The organism is Acinetobacter baretiae (genome assembly GCF_015627105.1).
GTDB lineage: Bacteria > Pseudomonadota > Gammaproteobacteria > Pseudomonadales > Moraxellaceae > Acinetobacter > Acinetobacter baretiae.
This window is the reverse complement of sequence record NZ_VTDM01000020.1, coordinates 15514-32187: the sequence shown is the minus strand read 5'-3', so window position 1 is coordinate 32187 and position 16674 is coordinate 15514. Positions and strand designations below refer to the sequence as shown.

Annotated in this window: 32 protein-coding genes and 1 tRNA gene; 15 read left to right on the top strand and 18 right to left on the bottom strand. The window is 38.0% G+C overall.

All coding sequences use genetic code 11. The features are described from left to right. Positions 1 to 79: 79 nt before the first annotated feature. The 15 genes from I2F17_RS08910 to I2F17_RS08840 form a co-directional block, all read right to left on the bottom strand. A complete protein-coding gene (locus tag I2F17_RS08910) occupies positions 80 to 1153 on the bottom strand; it encodes a RelA/SpoT domain-containing protein (protein WP_211139656.1) in 1074 nt (357 codons plus the stop codon). A 92-nt stretch (positions 1154 to 1245) separates the two neighbouring features. After that, a complete protein-coding gene (locus tag I2F17_RS08905) occupies positions 1246 to 1521 on the bottom strand; it encodes a DUF968 domain-containing protein (protein ID WP_211139655.1) in 276 nt (91 codons plus the stop codon). A gap of 25 nt (positions 1522 to 1546) precedes the next feature. Further along, entirely contained in the window at positions 1547 to 1753 is a 207-nt protein-coding gene (locus I2F17_RS08900) for a hypothetical protein (protein ID WP_211139654.1), read from the bottom strand. A gap of 61 nt (positions 1754 to 1814) precedes the next feature. Then, positions 1815 to 1988 carry a hypothetical protein gene (locus I2F17_RS08895; RefSeq protein WP_211139653.1) on the bottom strand — a complete coding sequence of 58 codons (174 nt, stop codon included), beginning with the start codon at positions 1986 to 1988 and terminating at the stop codon, positions 1815 to 1817. A gap of 654 nt (positions 1989 to 2642) precedes the next feature. Beyond that, positions 2643 to 3197 carry a hypothetical protein gene (locus I2F17_RS08890; RefSeq protein ID WP_211139652.1) on the bottom strand — a complete coding sequence of 185 codons (555 nt, stop codon included), beginning with the start codon at positions 3195 to 3197 and terminating at the stop codon, positions 2643 to 2645. Between the two features lie 10 nt (positions 3198 to 3207). Continuing rightward, positions 3208 to 3882, bottom strand: a complete 675-nt coding sequence (locus tag I2F17_RS08885; RefSeq protein ID WP_211139651.1) for a metallophosphoesterase — start codon at positions 3880 to 3882, stop codon at positions 3208 to 3210. Next, complete coding sequence (locus I2F17_RS08880) at positions 3879 to 4187, bottom strand: PDDEXK family nuclease (protein ID WP_235985942.1); 309 nt, start codon at positions 4185 to 4187, stop codon at positions 3879 to 3881. Before I2F17_RS08880 ends, I2F17_RS08885 begins: the two co-directional genes overlap by 4 nt. A gap of 6 nt (positions 4188 to 4193) precedes the next feature. Continuing rightward, the gene (locus tag I2F17_RS08875) at positions 4194 to 4376 is read right to left on the bottom strand and encodes a hypothetical protein (RefSeq protein ID WP_211139650.1); all 183 of its coding nucleotides are present in this window, start codon (positions 4374 to 4376) and stop codon (positions 4194 to 4196) included. Continuing rightward, positions 4373 to 4948 carry a hypothetical protein gene (locus I2F17_RS08870; protein ID WP_211139649.1) on the bottom strand — a complete coding sequence of 192 codons (576 nt, stop codon included), beginning with the start codon at positions 4946 to 4948 and terminating at the stop codon, positions 4373 to 4375. The genes I2F17_RS08875 and I2F17_RS08870 overlap by 4 nt, the downstream gene beginning before the upstream one ends. 211 nt (positions 4949 to 5159) lie before the next feature. After that, entirely contained in the window at positions 5160 to 5879 is a 720-nt protein-coding gene (locus I2F17_RS08865; protein WP_211139685.1) for a hypothetical protein, read from the bottom strand. After that, positions 5869 to 6741: a DNA-binding protein gene (locus I2F17_RS08860; protein ID WP_211139648.1), complete on the bottom strand. Its 873-nt coding sequence runs from the start codon at positions 6739 to 6741 to the stop codon at positions 5869 to 5871. Before I2F17_RS08860 ends, I2F17_RS08865 begins: the two co-directional genes overlap by 11 nt. Before the next feature lie 8 nt (positions 6742 to 6749). Further along, on the bottom strand, positions 6750 to 7046 hold the full coding sequence (locus I2F17_RS08855; protein ID WP_211139647.1) for a hypothetical protein: 297 nt from the start codon (positions 7044 to 7046) through the stop codon (positions 6750 to 6752). Beyond that, positions 7046 to 7723, bottom strand: a complete 678-nt coding sequence (locus I2F17_RS08850; RefSeq protein ID WP_211139646.1) for a phage antirepressor KilAC domain-containing protein — start codon at positions 7721 to 7723, stop codon at positions 7046 to 7048. The genes I2F17_RS08855 and I2F17_RS08850 overlap by 1 nt, the downstream gene beginning before the upstream one ends. Positions 7724 to 7769: 46 nt before the next feature. Beyond that, positions 7770 to 8033, bottom strand: a complete 264-nt coding sequence (locus I2F17_RS08845; protein ID WP_211139645.1) for a hypothetical protein — start codon at positions 8031 to 8033, stop codon at positions 7770 to 7772. Between the two features lie 10 nt (positions 8034 to 8043). Continuing rightward, positions 8044 to 8226, bottom strand: a complete 183-nt coding sequence (locus tag I2F17_RS08840; protein ID WP_211139644.1) for a Cro/CI family transcriptional regulator — start codon at positions 8224 to 8226, stop codon at positions 8044 to 8046. Positions 8227 to 8302: 76 nt separating this feature from the next. Here I2F17_RS08840 and I2F17_RS08835 point away from each other — a divergent pair, with 76 nt between their 5' ends. The 3 genes from I2F17_RS08835 (at position 8303) to I2F17_RS08825 (ending at position 10242) form a co-directional block, all read left to right on the top strand. Beyond that, positions 8303 to 8977, top strand: a complete 675-nt coding sequence (locus tag I2F17_RS08835) for a LexA family protein (RefSeq protein WP_211139643.1) — start codon at positions 8303 to 8305, stop codon at positions 8975 to 8977. Between the two features lie 74 nt (positions 8978 to 9051). Beyond that, a complete protein-coding gene (locus I2F17_RS08830) occupies positions 9052 to 9918 on the top strand; it encodes a KilA-N domain-containing protein (protein ID WP_211139642.1) in 867 nt (288 codons plus the stop codon). Positions 9919 to 9969: 51 nt separating this feature from the next. Then, complete coding sequence (locus I2F17_RS08825) at positions 9970 to 10242, top strand: hypothetical protein (protein ID WP_211139641.1); 273 nt, start codon at positions 9970 to 9972, stop codon at positions 10240 to 10242. A 7-nt stretch (positions 10243 to 10249) separates the two neighbouring features. Here I2F17_RS08825 and I2F17_RS08820 read toward each other — a convergent pair whose 3' ends face one another. Further along, on the bottom strand, positions 10250 to 10555 hold the full coding sequence (locus I2F17_RS08820; RefSeq protein ID WP_235985941.1) for a hypothetical protein: 306 nt from the start codon (positions 10553 to 10555) through the stop codon (positions 10250 to 10252). Between the two features lie 205 nt (positions 10556 to 10760). On the opposite strand from I2F17_RS08820, the gene I2F17_RS08815 reads away from it, so the two are divergent. Genes I2F17_RS08815 through I2F17_RS08760 form a run of 12 tightly spaced genes read left to right on the top strand, consistent with a single transcriptional unit; the run spans position 10761 to position 15344 of the window. Further along, positions 10761 to 10946 carry a hypothetical protein gene (locus I2F17_RS08815; RefSeq protein WP_211139640.1) on the top strand — a complete coding sequence of 62 codons (186 nt, stop codon included), beginning with the start codon at positions 10761 to 10763 and terminating at the stop codon, positions 10944 to 10946. Then, complete coding sequence (locus I2F17_RS08810) at positions 10946 to 11155, top strand: hypothetical protein (RefSeq protein ID WP_211139639.1); 210 nt, start codon at positions 10946 to 10948, stop codon at positions 11153 to 11155. The genes I2F17_RS08815 and I2F17_RS08810 overlap by 1 nt, the downstream gene beginning before the upstream one ends. Next, positions 11152 to 11520 carry a hypothetical protein gene (locus tag I2F17_RS08805; protein ID WP_211139638.1) on the top strand — a complete coding sequence of 123 codons (369 nt, stop codon included), beginning with the start codon at positions 11152 to 11154 and terminating at the stop codon, positions 11518 to 11520. The genes I2F17_RS08810 and I2F17_RS08805 overlap by 4 nt, the downstream gene beginning before the upstream one ends. A gap of 2 nt (positions 11521 to 11522) precedes the next feature. Continuing rightward, a complete protein-coding gene (locus I2F17_RS08800) occupies positions 11523 to 12191 on the top strand; it encodes a hypothetical protein (protein ID WP_235985940.1) in 669 nt (222 codons plus the stop codon). Continuing rightward, positions 12191 to 12376 carry a hypothetical protein gene (locus I2F17_RS08795; protein WP_211139636.1) on the top strand — a complete coding sequence of 62 codons (186 nt, stop codon included), beginning with the start codon at positions 12191 to 12193 and terminating at the stop codon, positions 12374 to 12376. The genes I2F17_RS08800 and I2F17_RS08795 overlap by 1 nt, the downstream gene beginning before the upstream one ends. Continuing rightward, positions 12363 to 12905: a hypothetical protein gene (locus tag I2F17_RS08790; protein ID WP_211139635.1), complete on the top strand. Its 543-nt coding sequence runs from the start codon at positions 12363 to 12365 to the stop codon at positions 12903 to 12905. The genes I2F17_RS08795 and I2F17_RS08790 overlap by 14 nt, the downstream gene beginning before the upstream one ends. Further along, positions 12893 to 13444 carry an HNH endonuclease gene (locus tag I2F17_RS08785; RefSeq protein WP_211139634.1) on the top strand — a complete coding sequence of 184 codons (552 nt, stop codon included), beginning with the start codon at positions 12893 to 12895 and terminating at the stop codon, positions 13442 to 13444. Before I2F17_RS08790 ends, I2F17_RS08785 begins: the two co-directional genes overlap by 13 nt. Further along, a complete protein-coding gene (ssb, locus tag I2F17_RS08780; RefSeq protein WP_211139633.1) occupies positions 13432 to 13941 on the top strand; it encodes a single-stranded DNA-binding protein in 510 nt (169 codons plus the stop codon). Before I2F17_RS08785 ends, ssb begins: the two co-directional genes overlap by 13 nt. A gap of 9 nt (positions 13942 to 13950) precedes the next feature. Next, on the top strand, positions 13951 to 14388 hold the full coding sequence (locus I2F17_RS08775) for a hypothetical protein (protein ID WP_211139632.1): 438 nt from the start codon (positions 13951 to 13953) through the stop codon (positions 14386 to 14388). A gap of 2 nt (positions 14389 to 14390) precedes the next feature. Continuing rightward, complete coding sequence (locus tag I2F17_RS08770) at positions 14391 to 14801, top strand: hypothetical protein (RefSeq protein WP_211139631.1); 411 nt, start codon at positions 14391 to 14393, stop codon at positions 14799 to 14801. Beyond that, on the top strand, positions 14794 to 15045 hold the full coding sequence (locus tag I2F17_RS08765; protein WP_211139630.1) for a DUF551 domain-containing protein: 252 nt from the start codon (positions 14794 to 14796) through the stop codon (positions 15043 to 15045). The genes I2F17_RS08770 and I2F17_RS08765 overlap by 8 nt, the downstream gene beginning before the upstream one ends. Next, positions 15045 to 15344, top strand: a complete 300-nt coding sequence (locus I2F17_RS08760) for a hypothetical protein (RefSeq protein WP_211139629.1) — start codon at positions 15045 to 15047, stop codon at positions 15342 to 15344. Before I2F17_RS08765 ends, I2F17_RS08760 begins: the two co-directional genes overlap by 1 nt. Here I2F17_RS08760 and I2F17_RS08755 read toward each other — a convergent pair. Together I2F17_RS08755 and I2F17_RS08750 are read right to left on the bottom strand one after the other, a co-directional pair. Continuing rightward, on the bottom strand, positions 15341 to 16348 hold the full coding sequence (locus tag I2F17_RS08755; protein ID WP_211139683.1) for a tyrosine-type recombinase/integrase: 1008 nt from the start codon (positions 16346 to 16348) through the stop codon (positions 15341 to 15343). The two genes, I2F17_RS08760 and I2F17_RS08755, sit on opposite strands and share 4 nt — an antisense overlap. Before the next feature lie 162 nt (positions 16349 to 16510). After that, positions 16511 to 16587, bottom strand: a tRNA-Val gene (locus I2F17_RS08750). Positions 16588 to 16674 lie beyond the last annotated feature (87 nt).

Below are 16674 nucleotides of genomic sequence, written 5' to 3'. Positions count from 1 at the left end.
CCACGTTTAGTTACATACAAAAAGGGTACACAATTAATTATGTACCCTTGAAATCTATAAAATAAACCTCTATTGAATCCTATTGCTCTAAATACTTTTTAAATGCATTCTGCATTTCCTTGATGAACTGGTTAGTATCAAGGAAATAGTTTGGGTATGCTTTTTTGATTGCCTTCATATCCCCAACAGATACAAGAACAACATCAACATTCGTTTCTGTTTTATCTAGCTCTTCCATAGAGGAATACATTAGTTTAGCTAGTTTTTCTTGGGCTTTGGTAAAAGGCATAACATTTACTTTCCAGCCACCATCTTCTTTTTTCAACATCAAAAGATGGTATGCATGTTGGCTTTTAGATGTCGCCTCAATATGTTTAGCAGAAATTTGTAACCCTTTAAGCTTTGTAAAAATTTGAAGTCTGGTTTCTAGATCTTTAGCTTCACTAGCTATGTCATATGGCTTTAAATTAGCAAGCTCATCAACAACAGAGGTGCCCTCTTTAATAGAAAATAAAGCACTGCTCAACTTGAGAAACCGTCTAATTTCATCACTTCCAAAACCAGACTTAATAGATGCACTCTCAATAACCCCCAACGTTTCAACAGCTGTGGCCCACGAATGTTGTAATGCCGTTCTGATTTGAAGTTCTATCTTTAATCCATCTAAACCTGCATGATCTCTACTCTTATAAGTAAATACCTGATGAATACTACGATAGCCATCATTCTTTGGTTTTTCAATGTAATTATGGCACGGCAATAATGGTACATGGTTAAATCGATTATTCTGTCCCACTAATTCGCCATGTAATTTCTCCACATCTAGTATTGAAGGAAGAATCACCCTAACCCCACCAATATCTTGCATCCTCGCAAGATTCATCTTTGGGTTTCTTTTTAGCTTTGAAATTATTGACGGCATTCTCTTAAGTCTCTGAGCTACCGTAAAGCTTCTAAATTTCAACTGATTACATTTGCTTCGTAGGTTTTTTTGAAATACATCAATAGGATATGAATGAAGCGATCTCCATCCATTTAATACTTCATAAGCCTCTTTTTGTTCTATATCTGAAGCAGAGTCATTCATTAGAGTAGTTCCGGCCCTACGCAAAACATTAGTGCCCGGTACAATCAACTTCAAATCTTCACTCATACTAACCTCCTAGCCTTATCAACAGGTTAGCATAAAGATTTAAATGGCTGTTTAATTTTTTAATAAATATATGTATATTATATGTTTTTTAATCAAAAAATCTCACCATCACCTAAACTAAGCATTCGATTCGTCTTAGCCAGCATCTGCTCAAACCATGCTTTCGACTCATCACGCTTCATACTTGAATACGTGTCAAACTCATAATGGCACTTATGGCAAAGCGGTATCGTAAATTCATCACTGGCCTTAATACCTCGCCCTTTCCCATGTTCAGTAAAGCTACTATGTGCTGCTTGAGAATTGGGACTACCACACTTCACACACGGCAATGATCTAACCGCGTTTAAACGTTGATTACTTCGCATAGTTGCTCATCCTTGAGCTGTTGGATTAAAGAAACTTAATCGCAAGTGTTAAAAGTTCGGATTTAGCATCAGGGCCTAATAGATCAACGCCATGCTGAATAAAGCTATATGCCTTTTCCAAATCATCAACACCTTTTTTAATTACGTTTTCTGCGTCTGTTGCGATAGTCGTAATTGTGCTTTCTGTTGCTGATTCTGTTGTCGTTTGTGGTTGTTGCTCTAAATCAGTCATGATGACTTCCTTTTGTTGGGTTTTAAAAAACTGTATGAAGGTTGCGAATATGCTAAATACCTTAGTGAGCATTGATCTGCTCTCTAATGTTCGCTATGCACCGCTTAAGATAAATAATCTTCTTATCGATATGAATCATGTCTTTATAATTCATTAACAATCTGTCTAAGCTCTGGTATTTGTTAAGTTCAGCTTGATATTCTTGTAAGTGCTTACGTGCTTCTGATGTATTCATGAGCACTCCTTAGCTAAATAGGGGGGGATTGTCGGTACTTGCCAATAAAAAACCCCGCAATTTGAGCATTGTTAAGAGGCTTGCAGGGTATGTTAAGAATTAACTATCCGGAAATACCGGATAGTTGAACACAGAAGAAATGCTTCTTAGTTGAATGTTTACTGCATCGACACATTCTAACTGTCATGTCGATGTTTTGGGTTTTTATAAACATGTGTTGGTTTGACTGGGCGCAACTTTGCGCTGAGTGAATATATTTAATCAATGGAGTATGCTCAGATTTGAGCACCCCCAATGATAGCCTATAGATTTCGACATACTAGCTCGGCCAACTGCTAATACACCACTACTCACAATCACACAAACCTAACATGCACGGTCTGCTTTACTTGCTTTCAATCCTTTAAGGTCGGGCATACCAATAGCCCTAGTTTTGGTTTTTTACTCGATGGCATGTTCTGTAGGTGGTTAATCTACAGGCAATAAAAAAGCCCAACAATTGAATGTCAGGCTTATTAATTTTCCGCCCACCGTTAATCACAGTGCAACCTTGTAAGGCGCTCGAATAATCGAGCCAAAACGGAATAAGCAGTATATTTATATAATACGACCACTATATAAATATCCTACCTTAGTTATCACAAAAATGATAGCTTAGAGTTTAGCTTCTTTTATTGTTTCTTTTTTATACTCACCCATTGTTTTATTGGCTTCTTCGATTGCACTCTCTAAAGCTAAAGTCATTAGGTTTTCGTATGGCTTCCATGTCAACCGATATACGTTTGTAGTCATCTGATTTTCTCTAATTCCCGCATAAAATAAACGACCTTTTGCCGTGTATGCACTTTCTAACTCAGGGTCTAGAGCAAAATCAATCACCATACGAGCGACTAGCCACGCCATATGATACATCGCTATACCGTCAGGCTCACGTTTCTTATCCTGTGTCGCATTTAGAATCATCACATTTGCTAAATGATTACGCACATACTCATAATCATTTTGCGATTTATAACCAAACAATACGAGCGAAGCCACCGACTTAGCAAGTTGTGTCTCTATCTTGGCAATTACACCTAGCTTATCTTGATAGTCCAATGGTTTTGCTCCTGTACTACGAATTGTCGGCTCAAGGCTTGCAGATGAAGCAGTCAACCCCTGCATATACCACTCGAAATTACTAAATTTTTCTGCTGTGACTGCACTCATCTTTATCTCCTTAAACCTTATCTAAATCCAAGACCGTCAAAGTTGCCCAATGCACCGCACCTGTATCAATGAAATAACAGTTATCTCTTTTAAATGGCTTTGGTGTCACTGTATGACCAAGGAAAACCGCATCAACACCGCCTACTTTTGTATATTGCTTATTCTCACTATCGAATCGATTTCTATTCCACATTGCCAACTGATCTGCATCACGAAGCGACTCCTTGAAAAATGATGCTTTAAATTCATCCCAATCATTTTCTTCAATGTGCCCATGTACAAAACCAAACTTCTTACCATGGTGACTTACTTCTAAAACGATAGGCAATTGCTCAAACTTTTGGATAATTTCGTTTTGTTCTGTACTGTCCAAAGCATAAAACCACTCACCACCATTACCTACGTGGCATTGTTTGTGTGCAAGGCTAGATAACCCATGAATACATAATTCCTCATGATTACCACGTACTGCCGTAAACCATGGTTGCTCTAAAAGTGAGATACACTCTAGGTTTTGTGGACCACGATCAACCAAATCACCAACTGATACCAAAAGATCATTTTCAAAGTCGAAACCAATCGTATTAAGTCGTGTAATAAGCAAGTTATAACAACCGTGTAAATCCCCAACTGCAAAGACCTTGCCTTTGATTTCTTTATCCCAAACCTTTACTGCATTATTCATAATTTGCCCTGTATTATCGTTATAGCCTGTTCAACACTTTCAACCACATAAACCCGACCTCGCCATGACTGATGCCATACCACTTGATCGCTTGTGAGTTTCCTTTGTGATTTAACTTTTTGACCGTCTTTTACTTCTAATAAATAATTGATACCGTTTTTACCGCACAGTAGATCTGGGCAACCTCGACCAACCGAGTGCAAGTGTTCAACTGTGCACCCGATCTGGCGTAATGCTTTGACAATTTCTGTTTGATTGGCATCGACTTTGGCAGCTCTACGCATTTGCCACCTCGGTTTGGTCATGTTTATTCATGTGCACACCCCAATTTCCACCAGATCAACTTTGACTGTGACTTTTTCCCAAGACTCACCCCAACCGTCCTCAAAATAGAACCACTGACCGTTCTCTTGCTTGTAGTACACCTCGTGTTTTGGATCAAAATGTGTTGCCCCTAATGGCTGATTCCCACGCTTATTTGTTTTTATTGTCATGCCGCCTCACCTAAATTTCTAAGCGACTTTGCTTGCTTGAAGTAAAAATAGTCTTCAGCACTATTGAAGTTTGTTGTCACTCTAAATAATGCATCTGAACGGATACGCTCAAATCCCTGCGGTGCGTCTGCTTCAATAATTTCATTCAGCTCAGTATTAATGCCTTTCCAACGTGTTTTAAGACCATTACCACGATCAATTTTTATTGTTTCTGAACCAAATCTAAACTCTTCAAAGCTCATTTTGGGTGTAGTGAATTGAGCAGGGATTGTCACAACTTCTTCTGTTTCATAGTTGAAAAAATGACTATCAATCCCTAAAAACCATTCTTGCTCCAGTGGAATAAGTAAGTTTTTAAGACAGATAATTAAGTCACCGTGATAAACATCATAAACAACAGATTTAGGCGTTAATTCTCGCTCTGCAATATTGTTTTCTTCACGCCACTGATCAACACGATCATTTACTTCATCAACACAAAAAGTCATTTCTAGCGTGTGTAACTGTGATGCAAATGATGCAAGCTTTTGAACACGCTTATGTGGGTTGTATTTTTTAGTACGTTTTTTCATGCAACAGCCCCTTTAAATAATCTTTTCTCAATCGCTTTCGGCATAGTTGTTGTGTGCCAAAAATTACACTTGTGACAAAAATAAGGACGCTTTTGTTTATTGGCTTTCTTGTCATGAAACTTCCTAAAATGAACCTGAACAGATCTCATATGTCGGATGTCTGATATAGCGGCTTCTTTTGATTGATAAGCAATTTTTACACATCCACTACTCATACCGACCTCACTTCACGTATTTCTGACATCGCTTTAAGAAGTGCAGATGGATATGACAATCCTGTATCCATCAATTCCTTTGTTTTCGCCTTGAGCCATTTTTCTTGTTCTGGTGTATGTTGATCTATTTTTAATTTCGGTTTACTGGAAAGACCCACTGGTGGCTCAATCGCATCAGGTCTCTTCCATAGCTCTTGTGTAAGCCCTTGTTCCACAAATTCCTTAACCACGTCCACATAGTTCTCTTTGAACGCCTCATACGCGTAATAAGATGCTCTCTCATGATTTTTTACAGTGTTCAGTGTGCTAAATAAATCAATCGATCTCACATACGCTTCACGTTCTGCCGTTGTAATGGGCGTACTTTTTTTGCTACACCATTTCACAATGTTTGCTAGTGCAGCATTGCGACCCTTGAATGAATCAATCGCTCGTTGTTGTTCAGTACCAAAGCCAACAACTCCCAAACACCATTTGCGAAACATTGCCAAGTCTGGACAAAATCCGTTATCACGTACTTGAGCTAAACCGAAATTAATTTGATCTCGTGTTAAGCCATCGATACAGATTTTCATGGCAGTGTTGATTGCTTCTGTTGGCATACCATCGAATGTTTTTTCAAATGAGCGAGGTACGATAGATTTGAATACAGCAACCAATTGAGCCGATTTGATTGGCTGTACTTCAGCTTGAGTATTCGTAAGATTAGAAACCATGGTATTCATCGCCTTGCTCCTCTTTTTCGATGAGTTCTTGAATTTCAGACCAACGGTTTGAGCTTTGTGGTTGTTGTTGAGTATTGTTTTGCTTTGGCCTCACTGAATCCCAGCTGGCATTGAAACTTTTCCAAGAGTTCACAATGCAAAGCTCTAAGACTTCATCGAGTGACTTGCCTGATTTTTGTTGTTCAGAGATGAATCTGTTGAATGCGGTTTGTGAGTCGACTGCATGTTTTGCTTTTCGCACTTGCATGAACTCAGATACGAATTGTTTGTTTGCTCCAAGTTTCAAAAGTGATTTTTCAAATGAGAATTTTGAAGGTTTGGTTTTGCGTGTGTGCGTTACGCTCTTAATATCTGTAGTACTCTCTGTTGTATTCTCTGTAGTACTCTCTGTATTAGTTTGGCGGATTCCGCCATCACAGTTTGGCGCTTTCGTGCAAACTAGCTTGTCGGTTTCGTGCAAACTAGCTTGTCGGTTTCGTGCAGACTTGTTTGTACGTTTCGCACATGGTTTTTCTTGTGCCAAATTGATTAATGCTTGGTATAAAACTTCGTATTCAACCTTGAAAAATACTTTGCATGGAACACCGTGTTTGTGCTCTGTAATGAAGCCTAATTCTTTAAGCTTATTACGTGCTGTTTCCTGCTCACGACGAGATAAGCCTGTTTCTTCGGTCCACTCTACACCTGTCTTGTAAATCCACCCATTGGCGTTATTTGTCTTCTTTGTCCAGTACACCAGTTGAGACAACATCAAGGCCCCTGTGATGCCACAACCTAGGTCTACATAGTGCTTGTTGAATGCGATAGGACGCTCATTGAGTGTATCAACGAGTGCCATTAGTTGAATGTTCATTGAGCTCATTATTTGCCCACCTGTAAAATTAAGCCTATACGTTCAGCTTCTCTGCCTAGTGAATCCATCATGTCGTCAAGACCAAAGATATTTGCACGCTCTACTAGGTGGCGAATTGTGTTTGCATCAAACTCAACTAAAGGGGCGATATCGCAAATGTCACGCTTGTTAATAGCTTTTTGCAATTCATTGATTTCCTCTTTTTCAGCAAGGCTAATGAATTTACACATATCAGAAACTTCTATCTCAACCTCAACATCAGCGTAAGTACTAACTTCAATTTCTTTTGTAATAGAGATACCCATCAGATCACGCCCTCATTCGTTAATTGCTCAAACACCCATTGCTCACCCTTTGTAGTAAACATTGCTTGTGGATAGCCTAATTCAGTCTCTTTAAGCTCACCTAAGCCCTGATCTATAAACCACTGCTTAAATACTCGACTGCGCTTCACGGCATGACTGTAGACATTGAGTGTGTCTAAAATCTTATTTAGCTTTTGAGCTGACATACTGATTTTTTGACCAACTTGGGTCGCATTCATTAAAGCAGTACGATCAACCAGTTGATCGTAAAAATTTACTTTCGGTGCTTGGAGTTCAAGCTGTTTAGCCTGATCTGCTGCTAACTGGAGTGCTTCGGCAAATGACTGTGGGAGTTGTTGTTGGTTTTCTAATTCGTACCAACGTTTTACCAGTGCTGCTGTAAATTCAGGGCAAAGTTGAGCAACAACCGTGATGCTGTCTAACTTTCCTTGTTCGCCACTAAATACATAAACCTCTGTTTCATAATTACGCCCATGTACAGTTTTGACCATAACCGCCATTGGCGGACGTGCTATTACGGCATTTCTTTTTTCATTTGCAGTAAACAGGCGCTCAATTGAACGCTTAACATCGTCATGGCGAGACTGAACCAATTCGGAAATATCCAAACTCGTCATGCTGTTTTCTTTTTGGTTAAACTGTGCAATCATATTCATCGTTTATTCTCTCTAAGTTTGAACACTAAAAGCCTGATGTACTAGATCAGGCTTTTTTAATTTCTAAGATCTGTGAATTTGGGTTTACCCCGACACGACCAACCAATCCTAATTCCTCCCGCTTCTTCCTGTTTTTATCTGCTCTTTCAAGCATTAAACTGACCTCATGGTATTCACCCATTATTGCTTTCTCTAAGAGGATTACAGCTTGAAGCGCATATTCTTTACCACGTACATCTGCAACCAATCGCAATCGCTCCATCATGTCTGGAAGCATTTTCAATCGCAGGTCATCTCTTTCAAGACTCATAATTTTTTCCTTAAGCCACTCGAATTTTCTTAATTGGCTCTTTGCCGTTCGCTATATCTCGGATTTGGTACTCACGAGCTAGTGGAATTTTATTTTTCGGCCACTGATAGATAGCTGCTGGATCGATATCTAGGAGTCTTGCCAACTCAACACCATTAACTCCGAGCAACTTAAAAGCTTCTTGCTTGGTCATAACTAATACTCAAAAATAAGATTTCTTATTATTTAATCAAAGAAAACTTATAAAAGCAAGATGTAAGATAACTTATATGGAAAAACAAACTATTGGTCAGCGCATACGTGCGCTTAGACGTTCGAAAAAATTAACTCAAGTGCAATTGGCTAAGATTGCAGGGGTCAGCTCGCCTGCTGTTACTGAATGGGAAAAAGACAGTTATTTACCCAAGGCTGCATCACTTGATGCTATGGCAAAAGGTCTTGGAGTAACACCGGATTTCATTCTCACTGGTATAAAGACTAAAAAGCTAGACAACAACGTCGTTCCAGTAACATCAAAGCTACTACCTGTTTTATCCTGGGTGCAAGCTGGGTTAATGAGCTCAGTTGAAGCAGTAGACCTTTCGGAGGTCACTGAGTGGCTGCCACCACTAAGTAGTGATGATCCTGACGAATGTTTTTACTTAAGAGTTGTCGGAATTAGTAATTTCCCTACATATATCGAGGGTGACTACATTCTAATAAATCCAAAACTGTGTGCTTCTGAGCTTATATCTGGCGACTTGATTGTAGTGCGACATGGTACAGATGCTACTTTTAAAAAATTAGTTATAGAAACTGATGGACGCAAGTATCTACAAGCACTCAACCCAAATTTTCAGCCAAATATTATTGAATTTGAAGAGGGTGCCGAGCTTGTAGGGTTAGTCATTGATGCCTTTAGACCACTAGGTGGGTCAAGACCAAAGCGTGATAGAAGAAGTTAAAAAAACATCAAGCATTCGTGCGTGATATTTAACGCATTAAAGACTGCTAATCTAATTAGGTAAAGGAATAAGTAATGGTAAAAGATAAAAATAGAAAAATTGACGTAAATGGTATATCTGTCACTGTATCAACAGTAAATAATGAAGACTTTATATGTATAACAGATATTGTCAGACCACTAGAAGATGGGTTGCAGTTAATTGATGCTTGGCTTAGAAGTAAAGATACTCTTGAATTCATTGGCACATGGGAGAGAATTAATAATAGTAATTTTAATTCTGTCGAATTCGACAGAATTAGAAATGAAGCTGGTACAAATAGATTTCGAATATCGGCAAAAAAATGGATTGAAGCTGTAAATGCAATAGGTCTTATTGCAAAAGCTGGTAGGTATGGAGGAACTCATGCACACAAAGATATTGCATTTGAGTTCTGTTCATGGCTTAGTCCAGAATTTAAATTGTATTTAATTAAAGAGTTTCAAAGATTAAAAGAAGATGAGGCACAAAAAAACTCTATTGAATGGCAAGTTAAACGTGAATTGGCGAAAGTAAACTATCGCGCACAAACAGATGCTATTCAGCAAAACTTACTAGATAATGTGCCCAAAGATAAGCAAAGATGGGTGTATGTTAGCGAAGCAGATCTACTGAATCTGATAGTATTTGGGCAAACTGCCAAAGAGTGGAGAGACAATAATAAAGATATTGATGGCAATCGAAGGGATCATTGTTCGGCTTTGGAAAATGCTTTGCTTGCAAATTTGGAAAGTTACAACAGTATTTTGATTGCACAAAAATTAGATATTTCTACACGAGCTAGTGAGCTAGAAAAGGTTGCTAGAACTCTGCGCCAGTCAATGAGTGGCTCACCTGCTATGCAACGTCTTGAAGATCAATCACGCCCAATATTAACACCTGATAATAAAAAAATTAAATAATCAAACTGTGAGCCCGACACAGCCTATACAACAGATCGGGCGGAGAAGAAAATGGCTTTTTATATTGTAAGTTATGATTTAATTAAAGAAAAAAACTACGTACGACTAGAGAAAGCAATTTTATCAATTGCTTTCAAAGCCAAAAAGGTTTTATTTACTGTCTGGATTATTGAGAGTAATAGAACTGCAACCAACTTAGTTGAAGCTCTATTCCAACATATTGACAATGATGACAAGATTCTTGTGTCCGAAATAAATAGGGATAGTATATCTTGGGTAAATATTAATGATGCTGAATCAAATTGGCTACAAGATAACTTATGAGGGGTAACTATCTTTTTGGACTACAAACAACACCCTTATTGCCACTAGATTTTGACTCATTCAGGTAAGCATCTTGGTCTTCAATTGCTTTATCAATCCAGTATTGATCTGCATCAACTATTACATCTTGAAGTAGGGTTACACGACCGTCATACAATTTAATACGTGTACCCTTAGGGATAATGCCGCACTCTTTCTTTTTAGTCTCAAGGAGCTCTTTTGCAGCATTAAACATTACCCCTAAATCACCAGGACTGGTAACACCTTGCGAAATTAATACCAACATTAAATTATATTCTTGCTCTTTTGTCATAACAACCTCCATTCAGCCCTGCACTCTGCGGGGCTTTCTTTTGGGTATTATAAAGTAAAAAATAAGATCCAAATAAAAAAATATAAGATTTCTTACTATAACCATTGACAATAAAACTAAGTTTTCTTATATTATAACCATCAAGACAACAAAAAGCCCATCTCGACTCCTACATCTAAATGGGCTTTTCACTAACGAGGTTATTATGCAACAAGATCAAGAAATGACGCAAGAGGAATTGCAAAAACACTGCATTCACTCTTTGCTCAAGCTTCAAAAAGAACGTCTTAAAAGAGATGCACGTAACGAAGTAAAGGACGACATGAAAGCCGTTGCTTTATGTGCCCTGCTCTGCTTAATCGCTGTTTTTATCGTGTGGGGGTTTAAGTAATGAAATTACAAGCTCCCGAAGCCCAACGTGTTGTTAATGCATTTCAAAATGATACGTGGCAAGAAAAACAAGCTGTTGTTGAAACACTCTACATGCTTGGTTATTTAAGCAATGAAGAACATACCAAGCTTACTCAAGAATATATGCACATCAAAACGCAAGTGCATCAATACGAAGAAGCTGTGTTATTTGGTGAGGTGCTCGCATGAATATGTATCTTGTAACAACTCCTCAAAATGGTTGCCACCCTGTTAAAGCGATGAAAGTTGGAGATCAATTCCAAACGCTTAATGGCGAAGTTATTTCTCGCTCAAACATCAAAGGTCTTGCACGTGTAACTCCAGATCAAGCTGAGTTTGAAACTGAGTATCGCAAGTTTGAAATGTTTGTCGACTTTTCTAAACACGAAAGCCTTATTTATAAGAACAGTAAAACTCGATCTGTATACAGCTTATGGAGAAGCGCTAAAGGTTATTCAATAGATGATCCTGAGTATATTTATGTTGCCAATCAAGCTGTCGGCACCCCTGATGACACTCAATTGTATTCAAACAGAAAATATAAAGGGGATTGATTATGGATAACAACAATATGGCTTTATGGGATTCAGTATTTGTGACTGACCCTAAAAATGTTAAGCCAATTACAGGTAAATCATACAAAGGTAGTTCACCTAAACCATATTGGCTAACTACACGTGCAACTGAAGTATTCGGTCCATGTGGTCTTGGTTGGGGTGTGCAGGTTGTAGATCAAGGATTTCAGCAATGTGGCACTGACGATGTATTGCATTGGGCGACCGTGAAAGTTTGGTATGTGTACGACGGCAAGCGTGGCGAAATTGAGCAAATGGGTGGCACAAAAGCTTGCTACCGATCAAATAACAACAAACTTATTGTTGATGAAGATGCTGCTAAAAAAAGCATCACTGATGGAATGGTCAAATGCTTATCAATGATTGGTTTCGCTGGAGATATCTTTTCAGGCAGATGGGATGATTCCAAATATGTTGAAGAAGCTCGTGAACACTATCATGGCACTCAGAAGAAACCAACAGTAGTTAGTCAAGCACCACCTCAAAGAACCCTAGAACAAGAATATAACCAAGCATTGTCTGACATTCAAAATGCTCAAGACAAACAGGTTTTAGTTAATGCTTGGAATTATTTTAAAAATACAAAATACGTTGAGCAAATTAAAGCAAGTACTGCTGCTAAACGAGATCAAATGGGATGGGTTGCGTAATGGAAGTAAGCGAAAAAAGACAACTTCTCGAAGCAATCGACACTCTAGTAAAACGCCCAACTGCTTGCACTGAAGAAACACTTGGAACAGCGATGGGTTATTTCAAAAAATTAGTTGAAGAATCAACTCAAAATCAAATTGGTGTGCATTACGTGATAAATGGTGAAGAAGATGAAACATACTAAAGAAACTTGGGAAAAGTTTGTTAAAACCTTGGCAAAGGCACAAACTGAAGATAATGCAATCACTGCAAATCCTATTTTTTGCGTTCAAGAAAAGTTGGTGGCGTGGGGTAAAGATAAAGATCACTCTTACGATGTTTGCTGTTTCTGTACACCTGATGATGGAAGTCGTGAGAATGGTGATGATCTATATGCTTGTTTGGATGCAGCGGAAAAGCATGAGCTAAACGGTGTTGCCCTTGAAGAATTTGGGGATATGTTTTCCGATCTTGATGATAATGATCAAGAAAAAGCTGTGGAAGAATGGGATTCAAGCTATTCAAAAGTATATGGCTCTGTGTACTGGTCAGATGTTTGTACTCATTTAACAAAAGAAGCAGCAGAACGCTATATCAAAGAAAATTCTCACAATCATAAAGAGCTACGTGTTTATGTTAAGTCATTAAATCGCTGTCCTGAATTTATTGCTTTGGTTCAAGGAATTTTAGGTGGTCAAATTGGTTTTGTCGGAGAAGCAGAATGCGTGGCGTAAATAAAGTATCTCCAGTTGATGAATATGAGCTGTATTTATCAGGATTATCAATTACTGAAATTCATGCAAAAACTTCAATCCCACTGTCAACTCTGCGTAATAGATTTTTAAGAGCAGGTATTTTAAGAAGCAGAGGTGATGGTGTAAGAAATGCAGCTCAGCGTGGTTTACTTGGAAAAAACAAAGGCATTAAACGCACATTTAGTGAAGCGTGGCGTGCAAACATATCTAGAGCACAAAAGAAATTAGCAGAAATTAACAGTAATGGCGTAGACACATCAAAAGGATATGCACGTTTTACTAGAGGAGCTAATAAAGGAAAATTTGTTCACAAATATGTAATGGAGCTTTGGCTTGGTAGATCATTAATTGAAGGTGAATGTGTACACCATATTGATGGCAACAAGTTAAACAACGACATAAACAACTTGGCCTTATTAACCACAAGTGGCCATGCTCGACTACACCGCTACGAAGATGAAATTAGTGGAAAAACAGTACATAGAAATATGAAAGGAGAGTTTACATGCGTGGCGTAAATCGTGTGATTTTACTCGGGACGTTAGGCAAAGACCCTGAAACAAAGACATTTCCAAACGGTGGCTCTCTCACTCAGTTTTCAATTGCAACCAGTGAAACTTGGACTGATAAAAACTCAGGTGAGCGTAAAGAAAATACAGAATGGCATCGTATCGTTCTAAATAATCGCCTTGGTGAAATCGCACAGCAGTATTTGCGTAAAGGCTCAAAGGTCTATATCGAAGGTTCATTGCGTACTCGCCAGTGGACTGACAACAACGGTCAAACCCAATACACCACTGAAATTCGGGGCGACCAAATGCAGATGCTAGATAGTAAGCAAGATCAGGGTAACAGTAATCAAACTAGTCAAAATAGCTACCAACCACAGCAAAATCAAGGTTATGGCTCAGGTAATCAAGGTCAACCTCAATCTAAGCAAGGTTACAGCCAACAACAATCACAAGGATATGGCGTATCGCCACATCTTAATAATTCAGACGATTTGCCATTTTAGGAATAGCTGATGATTACTCTATCCCAAATCAAAAAAGACCACTCTGCAGAGATTACACGTTTTCTTAAAAATGGTGGGCAGATTAAGCCAGCTGTAAATAGCAGTAAAGCATATAACTTCAATTTCTCTAATCCAGATGAAATAGCTAGAAATGCAGAAAAGCCAGATAGCATAAAAAATCATGAATTAAGAGTGGCTGCAAAAAATAAAGGTCTTAAATCTTATACATCATTTGCACCATGTAAATCATGCAATACATCTGCACGATCTGTTAAATCAAATGCATGTCTTGAATGTGATAGACGTAGAGCTAGATCTAGACTCAAACATTCAAAAAATATAGACGTAACAATATTAGACATTGCAACTTATCTGGTCGAAGAAAACAAGACTTTTGAGTTCACGATCAAGGGTAAAAAATACATTCTGAAAGCTGAGGAAGTATAAAGATGATTGATTTAGAAAAAGAACGTGAAACGTTTAAACAAAAAATGCTTAATGAGCATTATGAATATCTAGATAAAGATGAGCAGTTTGAAAAAAATAAGCACGGCGAATTTTCTTGGATAGGTACTAATTCTGATTTTGACATATGGCAAATGTGTGCTGAGGAAAAACAAGCCGAAATCAACGACCTGAAACAACAGATAGCTGAGCTACATGCAAGCCGTGCTTCATGGGTTGAATATAGTCAAAAAGTTGAAAGTGGTGAGTTTGTTTTGGTGCCGAAAGAGCCAGCAAAGGAAATGTTTAGAGTTTTTTATGATGCTTTTAATTTAGCAAACAAAGGAAATACAGCTCAAAACTTTAAGGTCGCATATAAAGCCATGATCGAAGCAGTGGAGAAAGACCATGAGTGAATGGATAAGCGTTGAACATCAGTTGCCTGACTTCGGGGAAAAGGTAATCATAGTTGGCGATTCAGATGTAACTATTGCAACATTTGAAAAAATTGGATTTGTTGAGCAATGCGATGGTTTTAAGTATATTAATGAGTATACATCATATTGGCAACCAAGACCTAAGCCACCAAAACCAACAAACCTCATAGACAGCTTCATTGCAGATGGTGGGTTTGATAAAGCAATTAATGAGGTGAAGTGATGGGTGCATTTAAATATGTGATTACAGTTGAAAGTAAGACTCCGCCAAACCTACTCATTGGTGGTAAAATTGGGGAAGCTGAAATTATTGGTATTGCTCGTGAATCAATTCCAAAACGAGTACCAATTACTTGGTTAATGGAGCACTACCCTTTTTCTAAGCAAACTATTTTAGACAATATTAGAATGTTCAACAAAGGCTCAGATCGTAAACATCTTTATGATCCTAGCGAGGTAATGCCTGTCTTAGATAATCTTGCACTGCTTAAATCTAAAAATAGCAGAAGAAGAAAAAATTAATCTAGCATATCAGCAATATCGCCCACATCAGGGTTGTAGTATGTATTTACTAAAACCTTGATTGTTTTGTGTCCTGTCATCTTTGCTAATATCTCAACAGGTAGTTTTTGTTGATTTACAAGCCTTGTAATAGCCTCATGTCGTGTATCGTGAAAATGTAAATCGCTTAAGCCTATTTTATTTTTTGTACGCTCCCACATCAGCCTGAATGCATTTTCCGACTGTGGGATGATCTTTTCATTCTCTAGAGGTATTAGTTTTAATAATTCACGAGCCTTTTTAGTTAATGGTACGTCACGCTCATCACCATTTTTAGTCATCGGTAGATGGACATGCTTTTCAAATACATGCTCACGTCTAATACTAAGAATCTCACCGCGCCTCATAGCGGTCTCTAGAGCGAACAAGAAAGCCCATGCGACATAGTGTTGCGGTAGTACTAGAACTTTCCCTTCAGAATAACCAAAAGCACTTAGAATTAAATTTATTTCAGTATCTGTAATGCGTCTATTTCTTGCTTTAGGTTTTTTCGGCTTAGATATACCCATCCAAGGGTTATCATGTATTAAGAACAATTCCTTTTGAGCATAACTAAAAATAGCTGAATAGAGGCTTAATTCTTTTAATACCGTGTTGGGGCTAACTTCTGTACTTCTTTTATTTCTCCAAGCTGTTAAATGCTTAGGTGTAATCTCATGGATAGACATTTGAGCTAATGTACCAAACTTATCATCAAATGTTTTTAGTTGGCCATATATCCATGTTTTAGATTTTTTATCACGTCCATGCTCCTGGTAATACTGCTCGAAAAGTTGTTTAAATGGATAGTGTTGTTTAACACCTAAATTTTCCTGTACTTTTCCCGACTTTAATTCTAACAACTTTAGTGCTGCCCACTGCTCACACTCTTTAGGTGTATCGCGAGTACAGTAATATCTTTTACCTTGAAAAGTTACTGTTATGTCATAGCTTGAGCCACGTTTTCTTGGTTTCGGCAGTTTCATAAAAACCTTGTCGCAGATTTGTCGGTAATTTTTGGACAAAATAGACAAAAAGCGTCCATTTTGATTGTTTTTGTAGTATATCTTAAAAGTTATTATTTTACTCAAGACCAAAAAAAAGGCTTTATAAGTCATTGAAAAACTTATAAAACCTTTTTTAAAATTTGGTAGGCATATCCAGATTTGAACTGGAGACCTCTACGATGTCAACGTAGCGCTCTAACCAACTGAGCTATACGCCTAATTGGTTGGAATCATAGCGACTGTCATAAAAAAAAACAAGACAATTTCATTCAAAACGCAATCAATAGTTCATTAATTCACCACAA